Annotated in this window: 24 protein-coding genes; 16 read left to right on the top strand and 8 right to left on the bottom strand. The window is 47.9% G+C overall.

Translation table 11 applies throughout. From position 1 onward, the window contains the following. Positions 1–179: 179 nt before the first annotated feature. Together GUA98_RS17705 and GUA98_RS17700 are read right to left on the bottom strand one after the other, a co-directional pair. Positions 180–1,034: a sulfurtransferase gene (locus GUA98_RS17705; RefSeq protein ID WP_193723939.1), complete on the bottom strand. Its 855-nt coding sequence runs from the start codon at positions 1,032–1,034 to the stop codon at positions 180–182. Positions 1,035–1,133: 99 nt separating this feature from the next. After that, positions 1,134–2,078: a DMT family transporter gene (locus tag GUA98_RS17700; RefSeq protein WP_153979523.1), complete on the bottom strand. Its 945-nt coding sequence runs from the start codon at positions 2,076–2,078 to the stop codon at positions 1,134–1,136. A gap of 222 nt (positions 2,079–2,300) precedes the next feature. Here GUA98_RS17700 and GUA98_RS17695 point away from each other — a divergent pair, with 222 nt between their 5' ends. From GUA98_RS17695 to GUA98_RS17685, 3 genes are all read left to right on the top strand, one after another. Continuing rightward, a complete protein-coding gene (locus GUA98_RS17695) occupies positions 2,301–3,203 on the top strand; it encodes a polysaccharide deacetylase family protein (protein WP_236146610.1) in 903 nt (300 codons plus the stop codon). Positions 3,204–3,243: 40 nt separating this feature from the next. Continuing rightward, positions 3,244–3,897 (top strand): YkyA family protein, encoded by a 654-nt coding sequence (locus tag GUA98_RS17690; RefSeq protein WP_162009963.1) that lies wholly within the window; start codon positions 3,244–3,246, stop codon positions 3,895–3,897. A 131-nt stretch (positions 3,898–4,028) separates the two neighbouring features. Beyond that, positions 4,029–4,934, top strand: coding sequence for a hypothetical protein (locus tag GUA98_RS17685; RefSeq protein WP_153979521.1), 906 nt, complete (start codon positions 4,029–4,031; stop codon positions 4,932–4,934). A 101-nt stretch (positions 4,935–5,035) separates the two neighbouring features. Here GUA98_RS17685 and GUA98_RS17680 read toward each other — a convergent pair whose 3' ends face one another. Both GUA98_RS17680 and GUA98_RS17675 read right to left on the bottom strand, forming a co-directional pair. Continuing rightward, positions 5,036–6,208, bottom strand: a complete 1,173-nt coding sequence (locus tag GUA98_RS17680) for a mannitol-1-phosphate 5-dehydrogenase (protein WP_193723938.1) — start codon at positions 6,206–6,208, stop codon at positions 5,036–5,038. A gap of 46 nt (positions 6,209–6,254) precedes the next feature. Further along, positions 6,255–6,923, bottom strand: a complete 669-nt coding sequence (locus GUA98_RS17675; protein WP_193723937.1) for an HAD family hydrolase — start codon at positions 6,921–6,923, stop codon at positions 6,255–6,257. Between the two features lie 524 nt (positions 6,924–7,447). Here GUA98_RS17675 and GUA98_RS17670 point away from each other — a divergent pair. The 4 genes from GUA98_RS17670 (at position 7,448) to GUA98_RS17660 (ending at position 11,019) form a co-directional block, all read left to right on the top strand. Next, complete coding sequence (locus GUA98_RS17670; protein WP_193723936.1) at positions 7,448–8,371, top strand: ADP-ribosylglycohydrolase family protein; 924 nt, start codon at positions 7,448–7,450, stop codon at positions 8,369–8,371. A 68-nt stretch (positions 8,372–8,439) separates the two neighbouring features. Next, a complete protein-coding gene (locus GUA98_RS17665) occupies positions 8,440–9,675 on the top strand; it encodes an MFS transporter (RefSeq protein WP_193723935.1) in 1,236 nt (411 codons plus the stop codon). Between the two features lie 187 nt (positions 9,676–9,862). Further along, positions 9,863–10,045, top strand: coding sequence for a hypothetical protein (locus GUA98_RS29630; protein WP_146239869.1), 183 nt, complete (start codon positions 9,863–9,865; stop codon positions 10,043–10,045). Positions 10,046–10,110: 65 nt separating this feature from the next. Then, positions 10,111–11,019, top strand: a complete 909-nt coding sequence (locus GUA98_RS17660; protein ID WP_193723934.1) for an RCC1 domain-containing protein — start codon at positions 10,111–10,113, stop codon at positions 11,017–11,019. A gap of 92 nt (positions 11,020–11,111) precedes the next feature. Here the strand turns inward: GUA98_RS17660 and GUA98_RS17655 are convergent, their stop codons facing one another. Beyond that, positions 11,112–13,484, bottom strand: a complete 2,373-nt coding sequence (locus GUA98_RS17655; protein ID WP_193723933.1) for an Ig-like domain repeat protein — start codon at positions 13,482–13,484, stop codon at positions 11,112–11,114. A 266-nt stretch (positions 13,485–13,750) separates the two neighbouring features. On the opposite strand from GUA98_RS17655, the gene GUA98_RS17650 reads away from it, so the two are divergent. The 3 genes from GUA98_RS17650 (at position 13,751) to GUA98_RS17640 (ending at position 16,337) form a co-directional block, all read left to right on the top strand. Further along, positions 13,751–13,930, top strand: coding sequence for a hypothetical protein (locus GUA98_RS17650; protein WP_193723932.1), 180 nt, complete (start codon positions 13,751–13,753; stop codon positions 13,928–13,930). A gap of 200 nt (positions 13,931–14,130) precedes the next feature. Then, a complete protein-coding gene (sigK, locus tag GUA98_RS17645; protein WP_095289757.1) occupies positions 14,131–14,829 on the top strand; it encodes an RNA polymerase sporulation sigma factor SigK in 699 nt (232 codons plus the stop codon). Between the two features lie 164 nt (positions 14,830–14,993). Continuing rightward, positions 14,994–16,337 (top strand): amino acid permease, encoded by a 1,344-nt coding sequence (locus tag GUA98_RS17640; RefSeq protein ID WP_193723931.1) that lies wholly within the window; start codon positions 14,994–14,996, stop codon positions 16,335–16,337. A gap of 43 nt (positions 16,338–16,380) precedes the next feature. Here the strand turns inward: GUA98_RS17640 and GUA98_RS17635 are convergent, their stop codons facing one another. Continuing rightward, the gene (locus tag GUA98_RS17635) at positions 16,381–17,223 is read right to left on the bottom strand and encodes an alpha/beta hydrolase (protein ID WP_193723930.1); all 843 of its coding nucleotides are present in this window, start codon (positions 17,221–17,223) and stop codon (positions 16,381–16,383) included. 53 nt (positions 17,224–17,276) lie between these two features. Then, entirely contained in the window at positions 17,277–17,699 is a 423-nt protein-coding gene (locus GUA98_RS17630) for a MarR family winged helix-turn-helix transcriptional regulator (protein ID WP_095289762.1), read from the bottom strand. 160 nt (positions 17,700–17,859) lie between these two features. Between GUA98_RS17630 and GUA98_RS17625 the strand changes: the two genes are divergently transcribed. Both GUA98_RS17625 and GUA98_RS17620 read left to right on the top strand, forming a co-directional pair. Beyond that, complete coding sequence (locus GUA98_RS17625; protein WP_193723929.1) at positions 17,860–18,969, top strand: FecCD family ABC transporter permease; 1,110 nt, start codon at positions 17,860–17,862, stop codon at positions 18,967–18,969. Between the two features lie 2 nt (positions 18,970–18,971). Then, on the top strand, positions 18,972–19,739 hold the full coding sequence (locus GUA98_RS17620) for an ABC transporter ATP-binding protein (protein ID WP_193723928.1): 768 nt from the start codon (positions 18,972–18,974) through the stop codon (positions 19,737–19,739). Between the two features lie 122 nt (positions 19,740–19,861). Here GUA98_RS17620 and GUA98_RS17615 read toward each other — a convergent pair whose 3' ends face one another. After that, the gene (locus GUA98_RS17615) at positions 19,862–20,521 is read right to left on the bottom strand and encodes a DUF421 domain-containing protein (protein ID WP_227779732.1); all 660 of its coding nucleotides are present in this window, start codon (positions 20,519–20,521) and stop codon (positions 19,862–19,864) included. A gap of 215 nt (positions 20,522–20,736) precedes the next feature. On the opposite strand from GUA98_RS17615, the gene GUA98_RS17610 reads away from it, so the two are divergent. The 4 genes from GUA98_RS17610 (at position 20,737) to GUA98_RS17595 (ending at position 24,226) form a co-directional block, all read left to right on the top strand. Further along, positions 20,737–21,102 carry a hypothetical protein gene (locus GUA98_RS17610; RefSeq protein WP_153979507.1) on the top strand — a complete coding sequence of 122 codons (366 nt, stop codon included), beginning with the start codon at positions 20,737–20,739 and terminating at the stop codon, positions 21,100–21,102. A gap of 103 nt (positions 21,103–21,205) precedes the next feature. Next, entirely contained in the window at positions 21,206–21,868 is a 663-nt protein-coding gene (gene rnhA, locus GUA98_RS17605) for a ribonuclease H (RefSeq protein ID WP_153979506.1), read from the top strand. Positions 21,869–22,069: 201 nt separating this feature from the next. After that, positions 22,070–22,939, top strand: coding sequence for an alpha/beta fold hydrolase (locus GUA98_RS17600; protein WP_153979505.1), 870 nt, complete (start codon positions 22,070–22,072; stop codon positions 22,937–22,939). A gap of 297 nt (positions 22,940–23,236) precedes the next feature. Beyond that, on the top strand, positions 23,237–24,226 hold the full coding sequence (locus GUA98_RS17595) for a serine/threonine protein kinase (protein WP_153979504.1): 990 nt from the start codon (positions 23,237–23,239) through the stop codon (positions 24,224–24,226). Positions 24,227–24,354: the final 128 nt, after the last annotated feature.

Below are 24,354 nucleotides of genomic sequence, written 5' to 3'. Positions count from 1 at the left end.
ATGTCCATCACGGTATTTTCTATTATCATGAATCAGAAAAAGCTGCCACTTGATATCTACTTCTGTGTACTTTAAATATCTACAGGGTGGTGTTTGACTCGATGTTGACTCCGAACATAGAAAAATACATCGCCGGGGCAGATAAGCCACCTGGCGATGTATTCAACATCGATACACTGCTATACGTTTTTGTCAGCTTCCGAATTACCGGTTGCCACCGGGTTCTCCTCGTAACTAATCCAATCACTCCAGCTTCCGGAATATAGCTTCACATTCGAGAATCCCGCTTCTTCGAGCGCAATGACGTTCGGGCAGGCGGATACGCCAGAGCCGCAGTAAACAATAATCGCATCATCTTTCCCGAGCTTCACGAACCGCTCTTCTAATGCTTCAACACCAGACCAGCGTCCATCTGCACCAAGCACGTCTTTCCAAAAATAATTCACCGCCCCCGGAATATGTCCGGCCTTGGCATCAATCGGTTCCTCCAACCCCGCATAGCGGCGGGCATCGCGAGAGTCGATCAGCACGGCTGAGCTATTGACCGAAGCGTGCTGTGCATCCTGCACAGTGGCGAGCATGTGCGGCTGTACGTTCGCTTCAAACGTGGACGGAATCCGCACGGGCACATCCGTGGTTACTGGGAACTTGGCGTTTTGCCAAGCAGAGAAGCCCTCGTCCATTACGTACACCTGTTCATGACCCAGGTAACGAAGCAGCCACCATAATCTTGAGGCATTCATACCGCCCTGATCATCGTAGGCAACAATACGAGCATTTGAACCGATTCCTGCTTTCGAAAGACGTTTTGCCAGTTCTGCCGGGTCAGGGAGCGGATGACGTCCGCCATGGGCTGACACAGGAGAGGATAGATCCTGTTCGAGATCGAGATAAACGGCACCTGGGATATGTCCAGCCTCGTATGCTTGTCTTCCTGCATCCGGTTGACCGAGCAGGAATCTGCAGTCGGCAATGACCACATCGGGTTCGTACATTCTGGCGAGCAGCCAGCGCATGGATACAATGTTTTTCATGAAAATACACCGCCTTATGAAGAGTGTTGGATTCCGATTGGGTCTGTCGCGTATCAGACTCCAATCGTTCTTTTTGCCATGTCATATGCTTCGGATAGATTACACCGCCGTAGGTTCAGCGGGTCCTTGACCGCCGACAGGCGCGTCAGCCGGTATGGGTTCCGGTTTGGTTTTGCCATACCGAATGAAAATCCATACCCCAAAGATAATGACGACGCCAGCAATCATCTGCATGGCACTGAGGGATTCACCAAGCAGCATCCAGGCCAGCAGGGAAGAGAACACGGGTTCACCGAGCACGCCCATGGATACCGTGGTGGCATTCATATACTGAAGCAGCCAGTTGAAGAGATAGTGTCCGAAGATCGTCGGCACAATGGCGAGCAGCAGGAAAATTCCCCACTCCGAAGCGGCATAACCCCCGAACGGATGCCCCATGGCCAAATTATATACCGCCAGCGTACAGGCAGCGACGAAAAATACCCAGAAGTTATAAGAGAAGGCACTGAGTCCGGAACGCAGAAATTGTCCAAGCAGCATATGGATGGCTACCGCAATCGTTCCCAGCAGAGATAGAAAATCACCTTGCAGCGCCGTACCGGCTAACTGAAAATCTCCAGCTCCGATCGCGATGGACCCAAGCAGGGCAATGCCCATGCCGATAATCATCATGCGGTTAATCTTGGCTTTGAACAGCCAGACGGAGCCCGCGAGAATTAATATGGGCTCAAGTGCGAGAATGACCGTGGAGCTGGCCACACTCGTAAGTCTGAGCGATCCCATCCACAGCAGGAAATGAAGTGCCAGCATCACACCGGATGCAAGCAGGAGCCCCCACTGCCTGAAGTTCAGGCGCATCATCTCATGCCGGTATTTCCAGACAAACGGAAGCATCAGCAGATTGGTGAGAAACAGCCGATACATGGCGATAACAGCCACATCTGCACTGGACCAGCGCACGAAAATGGAAGAAAACGAGATGGCAATAATGCCGACAACGAACAGAAGTTCAATGGATCTGCCGGCACGAAACAAGCTTGTCATGGATGTAGCTCCTTCTTGAAGTCAAATGGCGTAAATCAATTCATTATACAGGAGAACGCAGCTGTTCGAAAAGCGATGAAAGGAAAATAGATAAGCAGATTGTAACCGGGCTTGTAACTATTCTGTCATTCACCCATGCCGCTTTTCTATTAATCTTCTATATAGAGACATGAAACGATATAATATACCAATAATCGGGAAATTAAGGAAGTGGCATGGAAAGTGAGAGTTCAACAACAGACAGCAGGAGAAAACAGCAGCATTGCGAGCAGAACCAGCCGAACGAAGACACACAAACGAAGACGAATCCGGTATGGGAGATTGAGTGCAGCCCTGATGCTCCTAGCACTGATCATTACCGGTTTAACATATGCATTCATTGGAATGACCCACTGGATTAAGGGCTATGTAGCCCCGCCCCCGGTAGCTGTCATTGAACAGCCAACCAAGCTGGGCATGATTGAAATGACTCCGGATGTGAAGGAAGAGCCTGCACGCTTTCAGGGACAGGTTCGCAAGCTGGCATACATAACGTTTGACGATGGACCGAGTGAATATACGGAACAACTGCTGGATATTTTGAAAGAGCATGAGGCCAAGGCAACCTTTTTCATGATTGGACGTCAGTTGAATCAGCATAAGTCAGCGGTAGAGCGGCTGGTTCAAGAGGGCAGCTACCCGGGGCTCCACAGCATGACACATAACTATAACACCCTGTACAAAAGCGGAAGCTCCGCGAATTTCGTAAAGGAATTCAAGAAGGAGCAGAAGATGGTGCAGGATCTGATTGGCTATACGCCGCATCTGATTCGCGCTCCTTACGGCAGCAGTCCACAGATCGGTGAGTCGTTCAGGGGTGACATTGCCGCAGCGGGATTCAAAATGTGGGATTGGACAACAGACTCCCTGGATTGGAATCTTCCGGGTCAGCCGGACAAAATCGTGGCGCGTGTCAGAAAAAGTGTCCACCGGGACAAGGAAGTGATCCTGATGCATGAGCGGGAGCAGACGGTGCAGGCGTTGCCGCGTATTCTGAAATTGCTTGAAGATCGGGGTTATGAGTTCGAGGTCTATGACCCGAATGCACATTGGACAGCCAATTTTAGCGGAGATACCCGCTTGTAATTATAGACGACAATACAAATGCAAGAGAGGAGACGACCGAGTGCGTACGTGGAAAAAATCAGCACTGGCTGCCGTAGGCCTGACGCTGGCGGTGCTCACCAGTGCCTGTGGCGAGCCGCAGGAGCCGGCTGCGAATCAGGTAAACGAATTGATCCGGAATGATCAGGAGATGGCTCAGAATCTGAAGGAGCTTGCCCGTCATGAACGGGAGGAAATGGAACTGTACACGTCGATTTTGAATAAGGGGAAAAACAAAAACAGTGACCTGGAATCACTGCTGGATCAGGCAGTAGAACATATCGCCGAGCGGAGAAAACTGCTGGAGCAGGCGGAGACCTTGATGAAGCAGACACAGGAACAGACACCTGCTGTACGGGATTCCCTGGGACGATTGTCTTTTGAAAAAGAAGAGACGCTGGTTCAGGCACAAACCGTTCTGGACGAGTATGAAGCAAGAGCCCAGACATTTGAGGAATTTGTAACCTCGTATCAGCAAAGTCTGGATGCCGATGAACGGCTCTATTCCTTAATGAGAGGCAGTGTGGATCCGAATCTGGTGAAAATTAAGCGCGCTATCCGGGAACGCAACATCCAATATGCACAGCTTGCCGAGATCAGAAAGCAATTCAACAAGCAGACAAAAGCGTTTAACGGGGCCAACGCCAAGCTTGTTCAGATGGAACAAGCGAGCTAGAGATGTGCCCGATCTCCACCTATTCTAGTTATCTATCTGATTGAGCTGGCATTCAGCCGTGTAAGTACTAGTAAGCAGCCTGAAGCAACATGGACAAGCATCATTGCGTATAAGCTAACGGAGGTGTTCATATGCGAAATAAAATGAATGTTAGTGCATCACTACTCGTTTTACTCATGGGATTCTCACTTGTGGCCTGTGGTAACAGCAGTCCTGCAGCACAGCCACCAACCAATAATACAGGGGAACAGACGCCAGCACCGGAGCAGCAGCCAAATGACAGTGCGGTGATCGAAGCAGAGGGCATTTTGACGGGATGGGCAGATCCTCACACGGTAGAGATCCGTGTCAAGGAGGTCCCGATGGCTTTCCAGGTTGAAGAGAATGTGCAGAAATCCTTCGATGATATTGATGATGAAGATTCAGTACAATTCAAATATGTAGAGAGAACGATTGAGACCGGTGACAATACAACGAAGCAGCTGGTGCTCAAGGAAATCGCGAAGATCGAAGCGGATGAACCGAACGGTTCCAATGCAGGCGATAACGTGACATCGGATCGTCCCAAAACAACAGAGCTGGAAGTAACGGTGGAAGGCATGACGGAGAAACGTGCAGCTGAACTTGCTCAAGGTGAGGGGTACTCGCTGTATGTGTTTGAACCGATGGCCTTTGATGCAGAGGACGACGAATTGACCATGAAGATTGATCCTGACTACAAAGTGGAGATCGAAAAGCTTCCTTCAGACTTCAATCTGGATGCGCTGAAGATGGATGCCAAGGAAGAGCTGAGCGAAACGGGAGAGGTTAAGGAACTGAGCAAGGAAGAGCTGAGTAAAGGCCCGATGAAGGATGCAAGACTGTATATGATGGCTCAAAACGATAAAAAGACCCAGTATTTCATTGTAAAAGAACTGGACGGAAATGGTTTCATTTTCCACATTGATGCACCTGTGGGTGAACCATCCGAGGGATTCCTGCCGATGGCGTATGTATCCCTGAATTCCATTATGAATGAAGCAAACATGACAAAATAACATGAAAAGAGCCGGAAGGAGCGATGCTTGGGCATGGGTTCCTCCCGGCTTTTTTGCCGTCTCTATTCAGTTGTGCATAACCTACCGTCTTACCTGAGGTGTCAGGTTAAAATGGTTGATCCCTTGTGCCCTTTGAGTTCCTCGTATCGGGCGACAACATGCTGGTGAATGAGGTGTTCGTCGGGAATTCCCATGCGTTCACGAATGAAGGCGGAGACGCCCTCTTCACGAATCATGTGCTGGAGCTTCATGGCTTCCTCGTCCTGCTCGTGATCGAAGAGCATTGCGGCTGCCATAGCGGAAGTAAGATGGGGAATTTCAATTCCGAATTCGCTGGCCTGCATCGCGGGGCGAACAAGCCGGTCATAAGGCGATAGCTTGCGAAGGGGTGAACGTCCGACCCGGGTAACCTGATCTGTCAGGTTGGGGTTGGCAAAGCGTTCGAGAATGGTATGGATATATTGACTGTGTTTATGCGGATTAAACCCGTGTTTTCTCACAAGCATGGCTCCCGTTTCCTCCATGACCTGTTTAACCTTGGCACGCAGGGTTGTGTTACTCATGACTTGCCTGATCGTCTTGAATCCTTCGAGATATCCGAAGTATGCAGCAACACAGTGACCCGTATTCACGGTAAACATTTTGCGTTCAATGTAAGGCTCAAGGGAGTCGACGTAGTGTACGCCTTCAATCTCCTTGAATCCATCCAGCAGCGCCGGACGGTGAACGACCCATTCGTAAAAAGGTTCTACGGTGACCTGCAGCGGATCCTTATGGTCTTGCGCCGGAACTATCCGGTCTACTGCTGCATTGGGGAACGAGATATAGCGGTCGGCTTTGGTACGGGTCTGTTCATCCAGGAACGGATATACCCGTTTCTTCAGGCGGGTGCTGCCTCCAATGGCATTCTCGCAAGCGATGATATGGAGAGGAGCCTGATTATTGTTTTTCATGCGGAGATATATGCCTTTGGCGATAGGTTCGGCAATATCCTCAAGTGCAGATACACCGACCGCTGTTGTAATGAGATCAGCCGATGCAATCCGCTCAGCCAGGCGATCCTGTTCGCCGACATGAATGGCCGTGACGTTGCTGACCATGGTTGTGTGTTGATCCGCATTAGCGAGGGTAATGGGATACTCTTTTCTTTTTTGCAGCATGGAGATCTTCTTCGGGTTACGTGCGACAAAGCAGACTTCATAATCGGAAGCGGACAACATATGACCGATAAAACCGCGGCCTATATTGCCCGCTCCAAAATGTACAGCTTTCATGTGTGAACTCCCCCTTTAAAATTTGAAATGCGAAATTCGTGCAGACCTAGACGGTAGTGACGAGGGGCTTCGAAATCAAATCGTTAAATTCAAGGTCGGTCAGGCATGACAGCCGTTGGTGAGGCATATCGAAATCCAGCGTTCCTGTTATGGTGTTCGAGATTACGACACAGTGAATACCAGCTGCAGCAGCTGCACGCGCGCCGTTAGGTGAATCCTCAATCGCTACGGCTTCGTCTGCAGTCACTCCAAGCGCTTCCAGGGCTTGGTTATATAATTCCGGGTCAGGCTTCACATGGGCCACATCGTCGGCTGTTCGAATCACTTCGAAGTAATCCTTCAGTTTCAGTTGTTCCAGGTGCTGTTCGACCCACTCCCGTTTGGAGCTTGAGGCAACGGCCAGTTTTAATCCAGCATCGCGTGCTGCTTCGAGGTAATTCTGGATGCCTGGTCTTACCTGCTCCTTGTTCATTAATGCTGCATGCTGAAGCTGAACCGATTCCCTGAACGCTTCCCGATCGATCGGAAGATTCAAATCTGTGATGAGGTACTCATAGGGATTGAATGTTTTCAGACTGGTACCGATGCATTGCGAATACATCTCCAGGGTCAAGTTCACGCCGTGTTCCTTGTAGGCATCACGAAAAGCGATATACCATGCTGTCTCCGTATCAATAATCGTTCCATCGAAATCAAAAACCAGTGCCTTAATCATAAATTTGTTCCTCCTGTTTCAGAATTTGTTTTGGGATAAAACCAAATGAAAAAATCGCAAACTTCTTCTTTGTTCCATTTGCTTTTGCGGCAGATTAGTTAACGCGAAAGCATGTTGAGAAATATAAAAATGGAAAAAATGATGCGTTGAAGCTAATAAAACCGTAACATGGGACAAAGTGAGGGGTCAAGCGCGTCATGATTGTTTACATTGAAAATTTGCACATAAATGACGTGTTTTCAGAAAATGGCGAATGAGGCAAAGCGTTATGACCTATGCATGTAAGCGGTGTACTGAAAAAACGGTTTTCTTCGTTGTAAAAAAATAAAACTTTTTTTGAAATAAGGAGTGATAACAACCGTTCCCCCTTTTTCGACACATTTATAATAGAAGGGAGCCCGTGGACATTTGTACGATTCGAAGAAGCCATGCTGCATCTTTTTAAAATTCTTTACGACAGAACAGCCCCTGTGGGAGAATGGAAGAGATATGTTGGAAATAAGAACGCAGAGGAGGGACCGGCGATGCTGGATAAGGATCGGTTCAATGGATGCTTACTTGGACTAGCGGCAGGAGATGCACTGGGAACGACAGTGGAGTTTAGCAGCCCAGGCACATTTGAGCCTGTAACCGATATTGTGGGGGGCGGTGTGTTTGGCCTGGCTCCCGGACAGTGGACGGATGACACGTCAATGGCGCTATGTCTGGCCGAAAGTCTGGTGAGAAAAGAACATTTTGATCCGGCGGATCAGATGCGCAGATACACGAATTGGTATGAAGTCGGCTACATGAGCAGTACCGGAACATGCTTTGATATCGGCGGGGCTACGCGAAATGCGCTGGAAAGGTTCAGGAAGACCGGAGAGCCTTACAGCGGATCTACCGATCCGATGACGGCTGGTAACGGATCAATTATGCGGCTTGCACCAGTCGCTATGGTGTATGCGGGCCATCCGCAGGATGCTGTACATTATGCGAAGCTGAGCTCCCGCACGACACACGCAGCAGCGGAAAGCCTGGAAGCTTGCGAGGTGCTTGCGGCTATTCTGGTTGCAGGGTTGCGCGGAGCAGACAAACACACCATGCTGCTGCCTGAGACATGCCGTCAGTGGAGGAGTGAGTCTTCTTTTACCCCAGCCATTGAAGAGGTCGTGCGTGGATCTTACCGCGATAAGGAACCGCCTGAAATTCAGGGAAGCGGATATGTCGTCCGTTCGTTGGAAGCCGCATTATGGGCGTTCCATAAATCTTCCACATTTGAAGAAGGTGCACTGCTAGCCGTTAATCTCGGTGATGATGCGGATACAACCGGTGCGGTGTACGGTCAGATTGCTGGTGCTTATTATGGTCGGAGCGGCATCCCGGCACAGTGGCAGAACAAGCTTGCGATGCTGGAAACGTTCGAGTCCTTGAACGAGGCGATGTGGCTAAAAGCAGCCCAAATGTGATCCTGAAATCGTAACAGGGAATAACCAAAAAAAAGAGACAGAAGATGGACAGGAGAAGAGAACATCATATGAACAAGACAGAACGACGTGCTTCGAAATCGGGAAAAGGAGGGGCATTTCCGTTATCCCTTCTATGCCTGACGGTAGGAGCATTCGCTATTGGGATGACTGAGTTTATCATTATGGGATTGCTGCCGAATGTGGCTGCTGATCTGCATGTGAGCATTCCTCAAGCAGGGCAGTTGATTACGGGCTATGCCCTGGGTGTCGCGGTTGGCGCACCCATTTTGACCGTGTTTACCCATAAGATACCGCAGAAAAAACTGCTGATCCTGCTGATGTGCATTTTTATTATCGGTAATGCACTATCCGTTATTGCACCAACGTATGGCTTGCTGATTTCGGCACGCATTTTGACGGCATTTGCACATGGTACGTTTCTTGGTGTAGGTTCACTCATGGCAACCCGCCTGGTTGCACCCGAGAGAAGAGCAGGTGCTGTCTCCGTTGTACTTGCAGGACTTACGATTGCGAATATTATCGGGGTACCCTTCGGTACATTTATCGGCCAACAGCTCGGATGGAGATCATCCTTTGGAGCCATTACGATCCTGGGCGTCATCTCATTGATTGGTATCATTCGATTCATTCCGGTTATTTCGCAAGGGGAGCCGGCGAACCTCGGACAGCAGTTCCGTAATCTTGTTCGTCCTCAGGTGCTATTAATACTGCTCATTGGTGCCATGGGCTGTGGAAGCCTCTTCGCGGTATTTACTTATATTACACCGATGCTGGTGGATATCAGCGGTTTTGCGGAGCAGAGTGTAACGTGGATACTGGTACTGTTCGGCGTTGGTGTGACGCTCGGGAACATGCTGGGCGGCCGGCTGGCCGACTGGAAACTGATGCCGTCCCTGATGGTCAACTTCGGCGTGCTGGCTGTACTTTTGGCTGCACTCACTTTGACGCTGGAGAATCCATATCTGGCGGTCATTACAATCTTCTGCTGGGGTGTTGCGGCGTTCGGGATTATGCCGGGTCTGCAGATTCGGATCATGAATATGACACGCGAAGCACCGCTGCTTGCGACCACATCAAGCCACTCCGCGTTTAACCTGGGGAATGCAGGTGGAGCTTATATTGGCGGGTTTGCGATTACGCATACGGGACTTATTTCAGTACCTTTATACGCTGCAGTCATTGCGGCTCTGGGCTTGCTTGGGCTTGTGATCAGTCTGGGGATGGAACGCAAACAGCGTATGCCGGAAATCCCGGACGTTGTGGAGCCTGCACCGCTCAGCTGAGTCTAGGCAGTAAGATGGAAGGAGGAAGCCTCTGCTCCGCGTAATGTGGAGCAGAGGCTTTTTTGCAGTTTTAACTAGAAAAAGACAAACCATCCTGATTGAAGTATTATTGGTATAACATAACGGACACCATACAGGCCCTGAAAGGATCATTATAGTGAGGAAAATCATTAATTTTATTCTAGTTTTGCTGATCATCTGGGTAGCGCTGCTGTATCCTTTTCGTTTGGCTTGGTTTGAAGGTGTACTTCAGATTCCTGAAGATCTTCATGCTGTTTTCTTGGTTTTTTTGTTCTTTGGATATCTGATTTGTTCCTCGGGCACAGGACTTCTTCTGGGCAAAATGTGCTTCAGGCAAAAAGAAGAGTAGTTCAGGAAAGTTAAGTTAAGAAATGGACTATCGCAAGAAACTTGCTTCAAGGGAGGTGCTTCAGCATGGAACATGGTTCCCTGAATAAAGCGAGGTTGCAGGTGAGAAAGTGGCCCAAAGATCCGATCGCGGCGGGACGTCGTCATACCGTTGGGCTTACATCTGACGGTCAGGTGGTAGCTGTTGGTGATAATAAAATGGGTCAATGTGAAGTCAGCGGCTGGCGGGATATCATTACAGTCGCAGCAGGTAATGTACATATGGCTACAAATACAGGCAATGTTCACACTATAGCACTGAAATTGGATGGCACCGTGGCAGCTGTGGGTTGGAATAAGGATGGCCAGTGCGAGGTAACCAACTGGCACGATATTGTAGCTATAGCGGCAGGTTGGCGCCACACCATCGGTCTTCAGTCGGATGGTACGGTCGTCGCTGTGGGTCGGCATCAAGAAGGTCAATGCCAGGTAAGTAATTGGAATCATATAGTGGCAATAACTGCAGGAGACTGGCATACCCTCGGCCTGAAAGCTGACGGAACAGTCCTGGCTGCAGGGAATAACCGATATCACCAATGTGAAGTCAGTGGCTGGCGTAATGTTGTAATGATCGCTGCGGGTTATCTCCATTCGGCTGGTCTGCAATCAGATGGTACAGTAACGGCCGTGGGTAGTAATAAACATGGTCAATGCGATGTAGGCAGCTGGCACGGGATGGTGGCGATTGCGGTGGGGAGTAATCATACGATTGGCCTGAAAGCAGACGGTACGGTTTCGGCTGCAGGATGGAATACGTATGGCCAGTGTAATGTAAGTGACTGGCGCAATATTGTTGCCGTAGCGGCAGGCTGTGCCCATACCGTAGGGTTTCAATCAGACGGTACGTTGGTTGCTGTCGGTGATAATACATATGGACAATGTGATGTAAGTGGATGGCGCGGCATTCGTATGCCGGGGAATATTTTAACGAAATAAAAACCGCTAACGTCATCTTTCGTTAGCGGTTTTTGAAATGTTATAAAGCAGTTAAAAAGGATATTATTGAAATAATATCTTAACTGGAATCGTTACTTCAAACTTTCCAATGACTCTTTGATGGCTGGACTTAAACGATAAGTCTTCAAAATGGTTTCAATTGCTTCTGCGCGCGTTGCTCCGCCGTTGGGGTCAAAGGAACGCTCATTTTTACCTTCGAAGATTCCTAGAGCAGCTGCTTTTCGGATGGCATCTGCACCGAATGCTCCATTCAAATCAGCAAATTGTACATGGGATGTATCGATGTTCAGTATAAGTGAATTCAATACACGTGTGATGATCAGAGCCATTTCCTGACGGGAAATGGTTTTATCCGGACGGATGGAACCGTCCTCGTATCCGTTCAATACGCCAACGGCTACCAGTCTCTTGAGGTCATTGGTAGACCAGCGATTGTTAATATCACGGTATGCTGCGAAATCCTCTTCATTCAGGTTGACTTCACGTGATGCCATATCCACAAACGCACGGTTGATCATGGCTGCAAATTCTGCACGGGTAATTTGTTCATCAGGCTCGAACCCGCCAGTAGGGTAACCTTTGATTACGCCCAGCTTGGTCAATTTTTCGATAGACGGTATCGCCCAATGCTGTTGAACATCACCAAACTGTAAGGTTACGAAGTCATCCCCTTTGCTGAGGATCTCAGCGATTCTGGATTGAACACCGGCAATTACGTTGCTATCTGCGTTCACTACCCGGCTTCTGAAAATATCGTTGGGATCCTGGTAATCCTCGGATTGTTCCGGCGTGCTTGGCTGCTCCGTTGTTGTTCCTGGTACAGCTGGTTCTTGCGGTTTAGAAGTAACAGGAGCGGTTGGGGTCGAACCTGAACTCGAACCTGTTGTTGGACTGGATGGAGTTGTGTCGCCACCTGGTACTGTTGGTGGATTGGACGGTGTGCCACCGCTTCCTTGTACAACTTGCACCATTACTTCAGAGGTACTGTCAGCTACTCCGTGTCTGGCATCGCCATAATATTTAGCCGTGATCGGGTGATCTCCGACACTTAGATCACTTGTAGTGAAATAGGCTTTGGCCACACCATTCGCAACACCGTCCGGCCACATGGCAAGTGTAGCTAATTCCGTGTCGCCATCCATGAGGATTACAGATCCTGCAATATCACGGGATATTTGTGGTTTTGTTTCTGCTCTTACGTAAAAGGTTACCGCGTTTCCATACTTGGATGGGTTCAGATAACTGGTAACCTTCGTCACTGTCGGATGTTCTGTTGCAGAAGCTGCTTCAGCTGTTATCGTTTGGGTTAGCGGAGCTGAAGTGCTGCCCTTGAAGGTGCGGTTTCCATTGTACTCCGCGGTAATCTGATGATCTCCAGCACTTAAGCTTCTTACGGAATAGAATGCGAGATCCGGTTTGGTTACATCCGTTCCGACCTCAGCAGTACCGAGTACGATATCTCCATCTTTGAAGGTGACTGTACCTGTCGGCATGTCGTACGTATCATTATAGTTTCTGCTCACTCTCGCCATAAACGCAATGGGCTCTCCTTCTGAGGCCGGGTTGCGTGTGCTTTCAATTGTAACAGTCGTATTAAACAGGTTTTCACTGCCCTCCGGAGGAGTTGTGCCTTCTCCATTTGATGGTGTAGGGGTTGGCACTGGCGTATTTGTCCCATTTCCTTCTGCCACTTGGAGTACTATAGCTGAGACGCTATCAGCGATACCGAATCTGGTGTCACCATAATATTTAGCAGTAATGTGGTGATCTCCAGCACTTAAATCGCTTATTGTATATGATGTTCTTGCATGACCGTTGGAAACGCCTTTAGGAAACATCGGAAGCGCAGCTAGTTCCTTGTCGCCGTCCATAAGGATGACGGTTCCAGCGATATCCTGGTAATATTGCGGGTTTGTTTTGGTGCTAATGTCAAGCGTAAACGGTTCCCCAGACCGGGGAGGATAGAGGTAAGTAACCTCCGTGACCGTCGGATGTTCCGAAGGAGGTGTCGCCGTAGTGGATACCGTCTGTAAAACTGGATCGGAAATGCTGCCGCCAAATGTACTGTTGCCACTATACTCGGCTGTAATCTGATGTTCACCGGCATCCAGATTTCTTACCGAAATCAGTGCTCTGCTGGGGATGGAATCATTGACTACACTGGCAGTGCCAATTACGGTGTCCCCATCCTTCAACGTCACTGTACCCGTTGGATCCTCGCGAATAGTAGAAGAACTATCCGGATGGACCGATGCTACAAAGGTTACAGGATCCGTTTCTGAGGCTGGGCTGCGCGTGCTTTGAAGCGTAATGGTGGTACTAACAAGTGATGCACTGTCCCCTGGAGAATTTGTACCTGCTTCTGCGTAAACAGCAGAGACAGAAGTAACCGTCAGTACGGTTACAAGCAGAGTGCTTACCTTTTTTTTGAACGTTGAGAACATTGGACATGACTTCCCCTTCGGAGTAATTTATCGTTTCTGCATGTATATACATGCCCACATAAGAAACATAGATATTATCGTCATAAATTGTCGAAAATTTAGTATTATTGTCGAAAATTCAACTAACTCCCTTTATTGAACATATTACATCCTGTAAAGTGTCTCTTTAAGAAGTAGATTTTGGGTCATTCGCGGAGAGCCGATTAGACTTATATCCAGAAGCTTAATAATCATTAATATCATTTTTTCCAGGAGAAGGTGACCGTTTGTACTACTATAAAGGCGCATTCAGAGGCGCAGATAACTTTATTTATTTCAAAAGCGATGTGGCATTAGCCGAGAATGATGTTGTGATATTGGGAGAGAAAACGTATTTCATTGAGAGTGTCCAAAAAGAATTTCTGCTCCTGCAGAAGGTTGGCTCCATTGTTGAAGTGAGTACGTAGTACTCATGCCAAGGGATGGACTGACACAGGCAAGCATTAAGCAGTAGCGTTGACTATCATCTATCCATTCAATCATCAAGGAAACGTTCCCTTTTTCAAGTGTACGTGCACTTCTGGGCCCCCGCCTACATACAATAGATCGACCCTGTTCCTTCACGTGCTCAGGCCAGATCGTTGTAAAACTGCAGGAGGTGTCATCTGTGCCCGGATTGTTTACTGCAATTGCCTTGTTCATCAAAGAGTTAACGCTGCTCGTCTCGTATGTCAAAAATAATGCGTTTCCCCAGCCCCTGGCTGAGGACGAAGAAGCCAAACACCTGCGCCTCATGGCTGAAGGCAACGCCCACTCCCGCAACTTGCTCATTGAACACAATCTGCGCCTTGTTGCGCATATCGTCAAGAAGTTCGACAATACGGGTGAAGATCTGGAAGATCTGATCTCGATCGGAACGATCGGCTTGATCAAGGCCATCGAAAGCTTTCAGCAAGGCAAAGGAACCAAACTCGCCACATTTGCGGCCCGCTGTATAGAGAATGAAATTCTGATGCACCTGCGGTCCCTGAAGAAAACACGCAAAGACGTCTCCCTTCATGATCCCATCGGAACGGACAAAGAGGGCAACGAAATTACATTAATCGATATCCTTGGAACCGAAGCGGATGATGTCGTAGACAAGGTGCAGCTTAAGATTGAAAAAAGTAAAATCTATCGCAACCTCGACATTCTCGATGACCGGGAGAAGGAAGTCGTCATTGGCCGATTCGGCCTGGAGGCTGGCGGGGAAGAACGGACCCAGCGCGAAATTGCCAAGGAACTGGGTATTTCACGCTCCTATGTATCGCGAATTGAGAAACGGGCGCTAATGAAGCTGTATCATGAGTTCTATAAGCAAAAATAACGATGACCCAAACTAGAGGGCGCCTTGTTAGAAGAGGTGGCCTCTTTGGCGTGAAAAAAATCATAAATGAAGGATATGTATTCTGGTCAGATTATTATATGATGTGTTGTATACAAGTTTCAGCAACCTAGAGAGCATGTTCAGAAAGAGAGTGGTGGTTTACCATGCAGCAAGAAACATTAACACGGGGATTAAAGAACAGACATGTCCAGCTTATGGCGATTGGAGGTGCGATTGGGACAGGCCTCTTTCTGGGAGCGGGCAAGACAATTCAACTGACAGGACCGTCGATCCTACTGGCGTATATCATCACAGGTGTGGTTTTATTTTTGATCATGCGTGCATTGGGAGAACTGTTGTTAAGCAACCTGCAGTATCACTCCTTTGTGGATTTCGTGCGTGATTACCTGGGAAATATGGCGGCGTTTATTACAGGCTGGACCTACTGGTTCTGCTGGATTTCCATTGCTATGGCGGACATTACGGCTGTCGGCATGTATACGCAGTTCTGGTTTCCGAATGTACCGCAATGGATGCCTGGTTTAATTGCATTAGTCATTTTGTTAATCATGAACCTGGCAACAGTGAAGCTGTTCGGCGAGATGGAATTTTGGTTTGCTTTAATCAAAGTGATTGCCATTCTGGCTCTTATAGTTGTAGGTCTATATATGATATTTAAAGGTTTTACCACAGATCAGGGGACGGCAAGCTTCACCAATCTGTGGAGTCATGGGGGATGGTTCCCGAATGGCATGCATGGCTTCATTATTTCGTTCCAGATGGTGGTGTTTGCTTTTGTCGGCATGGAGCTGGTCGGACTGACCGCAGGGGAGACGGAGAATCCGGAGAAGGTTATACCGAAGGCCATTAACCAAATTCCGATCCGTGTGCTGCTCTTCTATGTGGGTGCATTGCTGATTATTATGAGCATCTATCCGTGGAAAGCGATTGTGCCGAGTGAAAGTCCCTTTGTACAGGTATTTGCAGCTGTAGGTATTGCGACAGCCGCCGGGATCGTGAATTTCGTGGTACTGACATCTGCAGCTTCGGCGTGCAACAGTGCCATTTTCAGTACAAGCCGTATGGTCTTCTCCATGGCCAAGGATCGGAATGCACCGGAATCCTTTGCCCGCCTGAATGGCCGAAAGGTGCCTTCCAATGCACTCTTTTTCTCAACGCTGGTTATTCTGGTTGCCATTATTCTGAATTATGTCATGCCTGAGGGCGTGTTCACACTGATCACAAGTGTTTCGACCGTTTGCTTTATCTTTGTCTGGGGCATTATGGTGATCTGTCACCTGAAATACCGCCGTACCCAGCCGGAGATCGCTAGCCGGAGTCACTTCAAGCTGCCGCTTTATCCATTTTCCAACTACTTGATTTTGGCTTTCCTCGCGTTTGTGCTGGTTGTTCTGGCATTGGCAGAGGATACGCGGGTGGCGCTGTTTGTTACGCCGGTGTGGTTTATTCTCATGGCAGGGATCTATTGGTTTAAGAAAAAAAAGTGAAAACGCAAACCGTCCATCATTGATGGACGGTTTTTTGCTTTTGTTATACCCCAGAACTTATCTCATTCCGGTTTAGCCACTCCAGGATAATCTCGACTGCTTCATTGTACCTTTGACCGACGAGCAAACCGGTATGTGTCGTGTGCCATAGACCGGCATATTCCGCATGAAGCTGCTCAGCGGTTAATCGGCCTCGCAGATCCTCTTCCTCACTGGACACGGCTTTGATGACGAGACCAGGACATGTAATGGACTCACCATTAATGGATACCACGTCCTCACCACCAAAGAACGCGGAGAATGTGCTGAAGGCCTGCGATGATTCCATGGCCAAGTACTTGCGCTGGAAAGCGATGTCCTCTGCCGATTCATCTATGCTGGTCAGCTCATGATGAACGGGTGCAGGAACGACGAGGCCAGGCGTTACGCGATCCACTTCAGCATACGGCACGGAGCGAAGAACTTCCTGGCTGAGACTGGAATCGATCACGACCAATCCTCGAAGGGGAGAGCTTTCTGCAAGTTTTTGACTAAGAATGCCGCCCATGCTGAATCCAATGAGGATAGGCGGCTCCCCGCACTCAGTCATGATTTCCCGAATATCCTCCAGGTAATCTTCGAAGGTCACTCGGGTCATGTCCTGCACCCTGCTCTTGTAATGACTTCTCAGATTCATCACATAACAAGTCCAGCCCTCTTGAACGAAATGAGGGATGTATTTACTCCACATCCAGCTGCCTGTGTAGGCACCGTGAACGAATAGGAGAGGGGGTCTGTGATTACTTCTCCCTTGAATTTCATCTCCCTCAAAGATCTCCAGATACAAATCCTGTTCCCCAATGTATCGTGAGGTATGGTCGGGCAGGGATTTGGTGTAGTCCTTCATGTATAATTCCTCCTCCAATTTAGTTTTATATCAAACTATTTATCCAAAAAAATTTAGAAATTGCTGTGAATTTTCATCAAAATTCGAAGCAGTTCCTCTTTCTCTGTTTCTGTGATATCCGCGTAAAAGACATTCAGCAGGTTCTGGGAGATTTCTTCAAAAACGGGCTTGAGATCCTCGCCTTTAGATGTAAGTGCTACATGAACAACACGCGTATCCTCGTCACTTCTCTCCTTGATGACGTATCCCATGCGAACCAGCTTGTCGACAAGTGCTGTGACGGTAGATTTGTCCTTGCCGATTTTTTTGGCGATCTCCGCCATGGTCATCTGAGGTCGGTGATACAGAGCATAGATAATGTCGCCATGTGAAGTGGCAATATCCTGAACCCCATGCTTGGTCATCTCGGATACGATAAAACGGTTGGAACTCTCTTTAATTTTGGATATGAGTGATATGGCATCTCTTGTTTTCATAATCCTAATATAGTTTTATATCAAACCATTGTCAAGAGAATAGTGCAGTCATGTTTTAAATTGACAAAGATAATCATTCTCAATTATAATCCGAACAAAAGCGTTGTAAAAAGCTGAATTTTTAGATCTTAACATTCTCGTGGAAGTGATGGGGGAAGAAATGGCACAAACAGTACAAATGCAGACCCAGCACGTGGGTAAACCCAAGTCTTTGATTCACAGCAAATCCGGTTTCGCATTACTTCTTGCAGCACTGGTCATATTCATGCTTGTATCGGTAGGGATAGCCGTATCCATAGGTCAGGTGCATATTCCGCTGGTCGAGTCCTATCGTATTCTGCTCTACAAAATCACGGGCTTTCAGCTTGGAGCAGCGCCAATTGAGGCCGGTTCCTTCACCGATATCATCTGGCAGATTCGTTTTCCGCGTGTATTAATGGCCATGTTTATCGGGGCAGGTCTGGCGCTCTGTGGTGCCGTCATGCAGGCTGCAGTGCAGAATCCACTCGCTGATCCTTACATATTAGGTATATCCTCAGGAGCTTCACTCGGAGCAACGTTTGCGATTTTGATCGGATTCGGTTCCATTAGCTGGTTAGGTCAAACGGGTGTAGCCTTTTGGGCTTTTGCCGGTGCCATGGGTGCATCCTTGCTGGTACTTACACTTGCAGGGATCCGTGGCAAAATGACATCCGTCAAGCTGGTACTTGCCGGGATGGTCATTAACGCACTATGCAGTGCGTTCTCGAACTTTATCATTTACTTTGCAAACAATGCTGAAGGCATTCGAACCGTCACATTCTGGACGATGGGCAGCCTCGCGGCTTCAGGCTGGAACAAGCTCCCGCTGATCAGTATTGTCGTTCTGGTAGCGATTCTGTTTTTCCTGCTGCAATCCCGTGTGCTCAATACGATGCTTCTCGGGGATGAAGCGGCTGTGACGCTGGGCATTAATCTTAGTGTATATCGCAGACTGTACATGCTGTTAACAGCACTTGTTACTGGTGTTATGGTATCGAGCTGCGGGATGATCGGTTTTGTGGGACTCATTATTCCGCATATCGTAAGAGGTATGGTTGGCTCAGACCATCGCAAAGTCATGCCCGTGTCGGTATTATTCGGAGCTATTTTCCTCATCTGGACGGATGTCATCGCAAGATCTCTGATATCCAGTGTTGAACTGCCGATTGGAATTATTACGGCCATGATTGGTGCACCGATGTTTATGTATATGCTGGTCAAAAAAGGCTACGGTTTTGGAGGGAAATAACCATGAAACTGAACGTAGAAAATGTATCCATATCGGTGCTGAATACGGACATCATCCGAAATATTTCGTTACAGGTGAACGACAAGCAATTTGTCGGAATCATTGGACCGAATGGTTGCGGCAAGTCAACGCTGCTCAAGAGCATCTATAAAGTGATCAAACCACAGCAGGGCAGTGTATTACTCGGCGATAAGGACATTCTGAAATCCAGTCCGAAGATTGTATCCCGTCATATGGGTGTTGTGGGACAGTTCAACGAACTGAGCTTTGATTTTACGGTACGTGAGATGGTCATGATGGGCCGGACACCACACAAAAAGCTGCTGGAAACCGATAATCAGCAGGATGCCCAGATTGTGGAGCAGGCGCTTGAAAAGGTACATCTGTCTGGACATGCGGACCGCAATTACGTATCTTTGTCCGGTGGAGAGAAGCAGCGTGTCATCCTGGCCCGTGTACTGGCACAGCAGCCTGGATTTCTCATTTTGGACGAGCCGACCAATCATCTGGACATCAAGTACCAGCTTCAAATTCTTAATATTGTACGAGGCCTGGATATTGGTATCCTCGCAGCACTCCATGATCTCGAACTGGCAGCCGAATACTGCGACTATCTGTATGTGGTGAAGCGGGGACAGATCGTGGTTCATGGTAAACCTGCTGATATATTGACACGTGAGATGATCGGTGAAGTGTTTGAGGTGGATTGTGAAATTTACGAAAATCCGGTTACGGGTGAATTGGGTATAGCCTATCTGAGTACACGGTAATGTAAGAAAGTAAAATAAGAGTAGATACACAGATGAGTGGAGAAAAAACAGACCGTATTCTGCAAGAGCAATGTTGTGTTGCTGGCAGGAACGGTCTTTTTTGTGGAGCAGCGAGAATGGGGTTATTGCAATTTGGGGTCGATAGGTTTGGAGTGAGAGCCCTTGCTGACTTCCTCGAAAATATCAGTGGAGCTGCCGCCTGGGGACAAAGAACCGTTTGTGTTCTGCTCTTGGTCGTTTACAGAGGTCTCTGGTATGCCGGATCGGCTGTTCCCGATCTGCTGAGCACTAGCTAACCCTTTGCCGTTCAGCAGTTCTTCCAAATCTCCGATGGTTACTGGACGGGCATGTCGTTTCAAGACATAGCCAAGTTGACCATTAGGCTCAACTGTGGCAGTCTCCAGATCATCGATGCTCGAAATTCCGCTTTGCCGGAGGTGCATCTCCAGTTGATCCATGGTGTAACGCATGCGCTTCAGGTTGGGGATAATGACTTGACCATCTTCAACAACGACTTTGGAACTCCCGCTCATGAGTCGTTCGAACACATTGAACTTCATCTGAAGCACCTCAACCACAAGCAAGGTCGCAATAAAAACCGCAGCGGATCCAATGGCTTTGCCAAGTTCGTGATTTGCGATAGGCTGCACAATCGTTGTCCCGATTGAAATCATGATAACCGTCGTGGCCACACTCATCTGCGAGATGGATTTTCGTCCTGCAATTCGCAGCAGCACCATGCCAACCAGCACAAGTAAGATCGATTTCCATATCCAGTCCATGGTCACATTCCCTTCTATACCGAGTCGTGTATCTGCTTTGGTTTAGCCTGTTCGAGATATGGATGGATTATACAGTTCATTAGTGATTCGCTGACGGCGGGGAAAATAGTCCCAAAAACAAAAGGACCATTATACTACGTTTCAAATGAAGAAAATGACCGATGTTATTAAGGAGGTTCCTTTCTGCTAACAAACGAGGAGTGATACAACGTACGATGCATACGAAGATAATACAGGAACTTCTTTCCCAGGAAGATTCCGAAGAGCCGATACAAGATGATAGAGTTCTCGAGCCTTTAATTCAAGCGCTCATGGACCCCGGAACATCAGGAAGCAGGGCAATATTTTTATACGCTCTTGAACATTTGGATTACATATTACATATAGAGCACATCATTCCGTTTATAGGTGATACCAGCCTGGAAGTGTGTGCACAATCATTTATGCTGCTGGAGCAGCTAAAGGATAAGCTATCCGAAGAACAAAAACATACATGTGAGCAAGTCCTTGAGGAACAAATCAGACATAATGAAAGAAAGCTTCTGGTCGTAGCCTTGGATATGGTGAGGAGTTGGAAGTAAGGGTGACGGTGAACTGAACGATTGTCCATCGAGTGCTTTCATTCACCCCTTCCTTTCGATTACAATAGGGTATTGATTGCAGCAAACGAAGGAGCGGGTAACGATGGCGAAACAGAAATACTATGTCGTCTGGGAAGGCAAGAAGCCAGGTGTGTATAATACGTGGGCGGAATGCAAAGCACAGACGGATCATTTTACCGGAGCAAAATATAAATCATACGAATCCAGATCAGCAGCCGAAGAGGCATATCGTGCCGGGTGGAAAGGGAACTGGGGGACAGCCTCGAGTGGAGCAGGTGCTTCTTCCAAAAGCAAATCGGTCAGCAGCGGCAGAAGCGCAGGGATGGAGACATCGGAGGAAGTAGACTATGACAGTATTTCGGTTGACGTGGGCACACGCGGAAATCCGGGACCTGTAGAATATAAAGGTGTGGATACGCGCACGGGAGAGATTATTTTCTCCGTAGGACCGATTTCCAAGGGAACGAACAACCTTGGTGAGTTTTTGGCTATCGTGCATGCCTTGGCGCATCTCAAAAAAGAAGGAAGCAACAAGACCGTATATACCGACTCGGTGAATGCCATGAAGTGGCTGAAGCAAAAGAAAGTATCCACCACGCTGCCTCGGGATAACTCAACGGAAGAGATATGGCTCATGATAGACCGTGCGGAACAATGGCTGCGTACGAATACGTACAGCAATAAAGTGTTGAAATGGCAGACGAAACAGTGGGGCGAAATCAAGGCGGATTACGGGCGAAAATAAGCAAAAATTCTGTACGTATGTTCCATTATATGTAGTCTATTAGAAACGATATTTACAATTTCCAATTTCCATTCTATAATCATCTGAATATGATAAGTTACACATATGGAGGAGCCTGTCATCTGCAGGCCCTCTTTATCTTTTTGGTCCATCCCTTTTTCGTCAAATTAGAGGGTAGAGTACACATTGCAGGAGGCAGACATGAGTTCCATTTATAGAAGTGAAGAAGGCAAGAGCAGTATTCTGGAGGATTATGAAGCCTATCTGGCAAATCTGGGCGAGGGCATTGAGCGGGAATATGTGGAGACACGTTTTGGTCAAACACATGTATTGCTGACAGGGCCGGAGGACGGAAAACCACTGTTTATTCTCCAAGGCGGAAACTGTGTGAATCCAATGACGTTGTCCTGGTTTTCTTCCTTATTCAAGGATTACCGAATTATTGCTCCCGATACGATCGGTCACCCCGGTTACAGTGAAGAGACACGAATCTCGGCGAGGTTTGACAGTCTGGCCTTGTGGGTTTCCGACTTGCTGGACCACTACAAGATTGAAAAAAGTGCGTTTATCGGGCCTTCTTTTGGCGGTGGAATTATCCTTAGACTGGCTACCTATATTCCGGAGCGTATTGCATGTTCCGTTTTGGTATCACCAGCAGGACTGGCTGTGGGTTCGAAATTTAAAACAGCTCAGGACATTGTTCTTCCACTTGTGAAATACCGGATGACTTCTTCGCCATCTTCTTTGCAAAAAATTACAGGCACCATGTCATGCAACTGCATGAAGGAAATGGATAAAAATATTATGGGCAAAATCTTCAAATACGTCAGCATGGAGCAGGATAACCCTAAGCTTACGGAACGGGAAGAGCTGGTGAACTATACATCGCCAACGCTGCTGCTGGTCGGAGAGAAGGATGTCTTTTTCCCTGGGGATAAGGTCATCGAACGAGCTCAGAAAATTATTCCGAATGTACAGGCCGTCAAGTACGACACGGGTCATTTTCCTTCACAGGATGTGCTCATTCAGATGAACGAGGAGATTCGCAAGTTTTTACAACAAAACTATTAATATAGCCTAGGCAGGGCGGATCAGAGGATTCAAGTCTATTAACCAAATCCGCCCCGTCTGTCGATAACAGTATGAGATAAGTAGTTTATGACTTACCTAAGCTTTTGTAATTCTATCAGGTATAGACTAGTATAGAGTAGGTATCGTAATTTATTTTATTATTTCCACATAAATGTGTTTCAAATTGATATGATTGGTTTATATAGATGGTTGGCGATGAAACGTCTGCTGATTAAGACAGAGTAATGCAACATGCGGCAAGTCTTCCGATCGACAAGGTTGAAAAGAGGGTCTGTTATGAGAAAAGACAATTACAAAGTGGCACTGCAGCGCAATGTCATTCTAAACGATACATATCAGGTGAGACAGGTACTTGCCAGCAGCGAGCTGGCTATTGTATATGCAGGTAGAGACAAAAATACAGGAGCGAAGGTCGCCATTAAGGAATTTTTCCCGCAGAGACTGGCTTCGCGGCAATCAGACAAGCGGGGAGTGTACTGTTCTTCGCGCGGTTTTGGCGGGCAGTATCAGGAGCTGCTTGCTTCCTTCCTGGTCGAAGGCGAATTGTTATCCGGCCTGAGTCATCCTCATATCATTACGTACATAGACCATTTTGAAGAAAACGATACAGGGTATCTGATTACCGAATACTGCAGCGGGATGATGCTGAACGAGTATTTGCAAGAAAATGACCATGCCCTGGACCCTGCATTTATTCAAGGGACACTGCTGCCTCTGGTGGATACGCTGGATTACATTCATAAACAGGGAATTATTCACCGGGATGTGAAGCCTTCCAACATTATGATTATGGAGGACGGAACGCCGATGCTGCTGGATTTCGGTTCGGCTGCTCGCTGGCCGATGCAATCTGGGGATAAACAGGCCATTTTCACATCTTCCGGATATTCACCGCTTGAATTCTATTCCGAGAAATCCAGTCAGGGGCCGATGTCAGACATCTATAGTCTGTCAGCTCTTCTTCACTATTGGACATGTGGGCAGCCTCCTTTGGACGTGAAAAAGCGGCTGTTCCAGGATGAATTGCCATCTGTTCGCAGCCACAATACCTATGTGAATCCATGGCTTGCCCGTGTCATTCACTGGGGACTGACGGTCCGCTCCGAGAAACGCTGTGCTTCGCTCGCCTGGGTGAGAAGATCTTTGCGGGTTCAGGCCCTCATGTGGAAATTGCGCAAACCAGGCACGTTGGAATGGACACTCGCAGAGAATGAACATACGCAAGTCTATAACCTGGAAACGGGCAAAAAGCATGAAACGGCATGATTGCGCCTATTATGATCCCTGTCTTAATCTTTGAAATGTAAACGAAAATGCATAAATAAGCCAGGCCCTATGAAAAGGGAGGTCTGGCTTATTTTTCAATGTTCAAAATATTAGTAGTGGAAAAATTT

The sequence above is a fragment of the Paenibacillus sp. P13VS genome, assembly GCF_015143645.1.
Taxonomy (GTDB): domain Bacteria; phylum Bacillota; class Bacilli; order Paenibacillales; family Paenibacillaceae; genus Paenibacillus; species Paenibacillus xylanilyticus_A.
This window is presented reverse-complemented; position numbering and strand designations above follow the sequence as displayed.

Excerpts from the sequence above, each read along its gene's own strand:
- GUA98_RS17705 (WP_193723939.1), bottom strand. The coding sequence starts at position 1,034 with ATGAAAAACATTGTATCCATGCGCTGGCTGCTCGCCAGAATGTACGAA.
- GUA98_RS17700 (WP_153979523.1), bottom strand. The coding sequence starts at position 2,078 with ATGACAAGCTTGTTTCGTGCCGGCAGATCCATTGAACTTCTGTTCGTT.
- GUA98_RS17685 (WP_153979521.1), top strand. The coding sequence starts at position 4,029 with ATGCGAAATAAAATGAATGTTAGTGCATCACTACTCGTTTTACTCATG.
- GUA98_RS17680 (WP_193723938.1), bottom strand. The coding sequence starts at position 6,208 with ATGAAAGCTGTACATTTTGGAGCGGGCAATATAGGCCGCGGTTTTATC.
- GUA98_RS17675 (WP_193723937.1), bottom strand. The coding sequence starts at position 6,923 with ATGATTAAGGCACTGGTTTTTGATTTCGATGGAACGATTATTGATACG.
- GUA98_RS17670 (WP_193723936.1), top strand. The coding sequence starts at position 7,448 with ATGCTGGATAAGGATCGGTTCAATGGATGCTTACTTGGACTAGCGGCA.
- GUA98_RS17665 (WP_193723935.1), top strand. The coding sequence starts at position 8,440 with ATGAACAAGACAGAACGACGTGCTTCGAAATCGGGAAAAGGAGGGGCA.
- GUA98_RS17660 (WP_193723934.1), top strand. The coding sequence starts at position 10,111 with ATGGAACATGGTTCCCTGAATAAAGCGAGGTTGCAGGTGAGAAAGTGG.
- GUA98_RS17655 (WP_193723933.1), bottom strand. The coding sequence starts at position 13,484 with ATGTTCTCAACGTTCAAAAAAAAGGTAAGCACTCTGCTTGTAACCGTA.
- GUA98_RS17640 (WP_193723931.1), top strand. The coding sequence starts at position 14,994 with ATGCAGCAAGAAACATTAACACGGGGATTAAAGAACAGACATGTCCAG.
- GUA98_RS17635 (WP_193723930.1), bottom strand. The coding sequence starts at position 17,223 with ATGAAGGACTACACCAAATCCCTGCCCGACCATACCTCACGATACATT.
- GUA98_RS17630 (WP_095289762.1), bottom strand. The coding sequence starts at position 17,699 with ATGAAAACAAGAGATGCCATATCACTCATATCCAAAATTAAAGAGAGT.
- GUA98_RS17625 (WP_193723929.1), top strand. The coding sequence starts at position 17,860 with ATGGCACAAACAGTACAAATGCAGACCCAGCACGTGGGTAAACCCAAG.
- GUA98_RS17620 (WP_193723928.1), top strand. The coding sequence starts at position 18,972 with ATGAAACTGAACGTAGAAAATGTATCCATATCGGTGCTGAATACGGAC.
- GUA98_RS17615 (WP_227779732.1), bottom strand. The coding sequence starts at position 20,521 with ATGGACTGGATATGGAAATCGATCTTACTTGTGCTGGTTGGCATGGTG.
- GUA98_RS17610 (WP_153979507.1), top strand. The coding sequence starts at position 20,737 with ATGCATACGAAGATAATACAGGAACTTCTTTCCCAGGAAGATTCCGAA.
- rnhA (WP_153979506.1), top strand. The coding sequence starts at position 21,206 with ATGGCGAAACAGAAATACTATGTCGTCTGGGAAGGCAAGAAGCCAGGT.
- GUA98_RS17600 (WP_153979505.1), top strand. The coding sequence starts at position 22,070 with ATGAGTTCCATTTATAGAAGTGAAGAAGGCAAGAGCAGTATTCTGGAG.
- GUA98_RS17595 (WP_153979504.1), top strand. The coding sequence starts at position 23,237 with ATGAGAAAAGACAATTACAAAGTGGCACTGCAGCGCAATGTCATTCTA.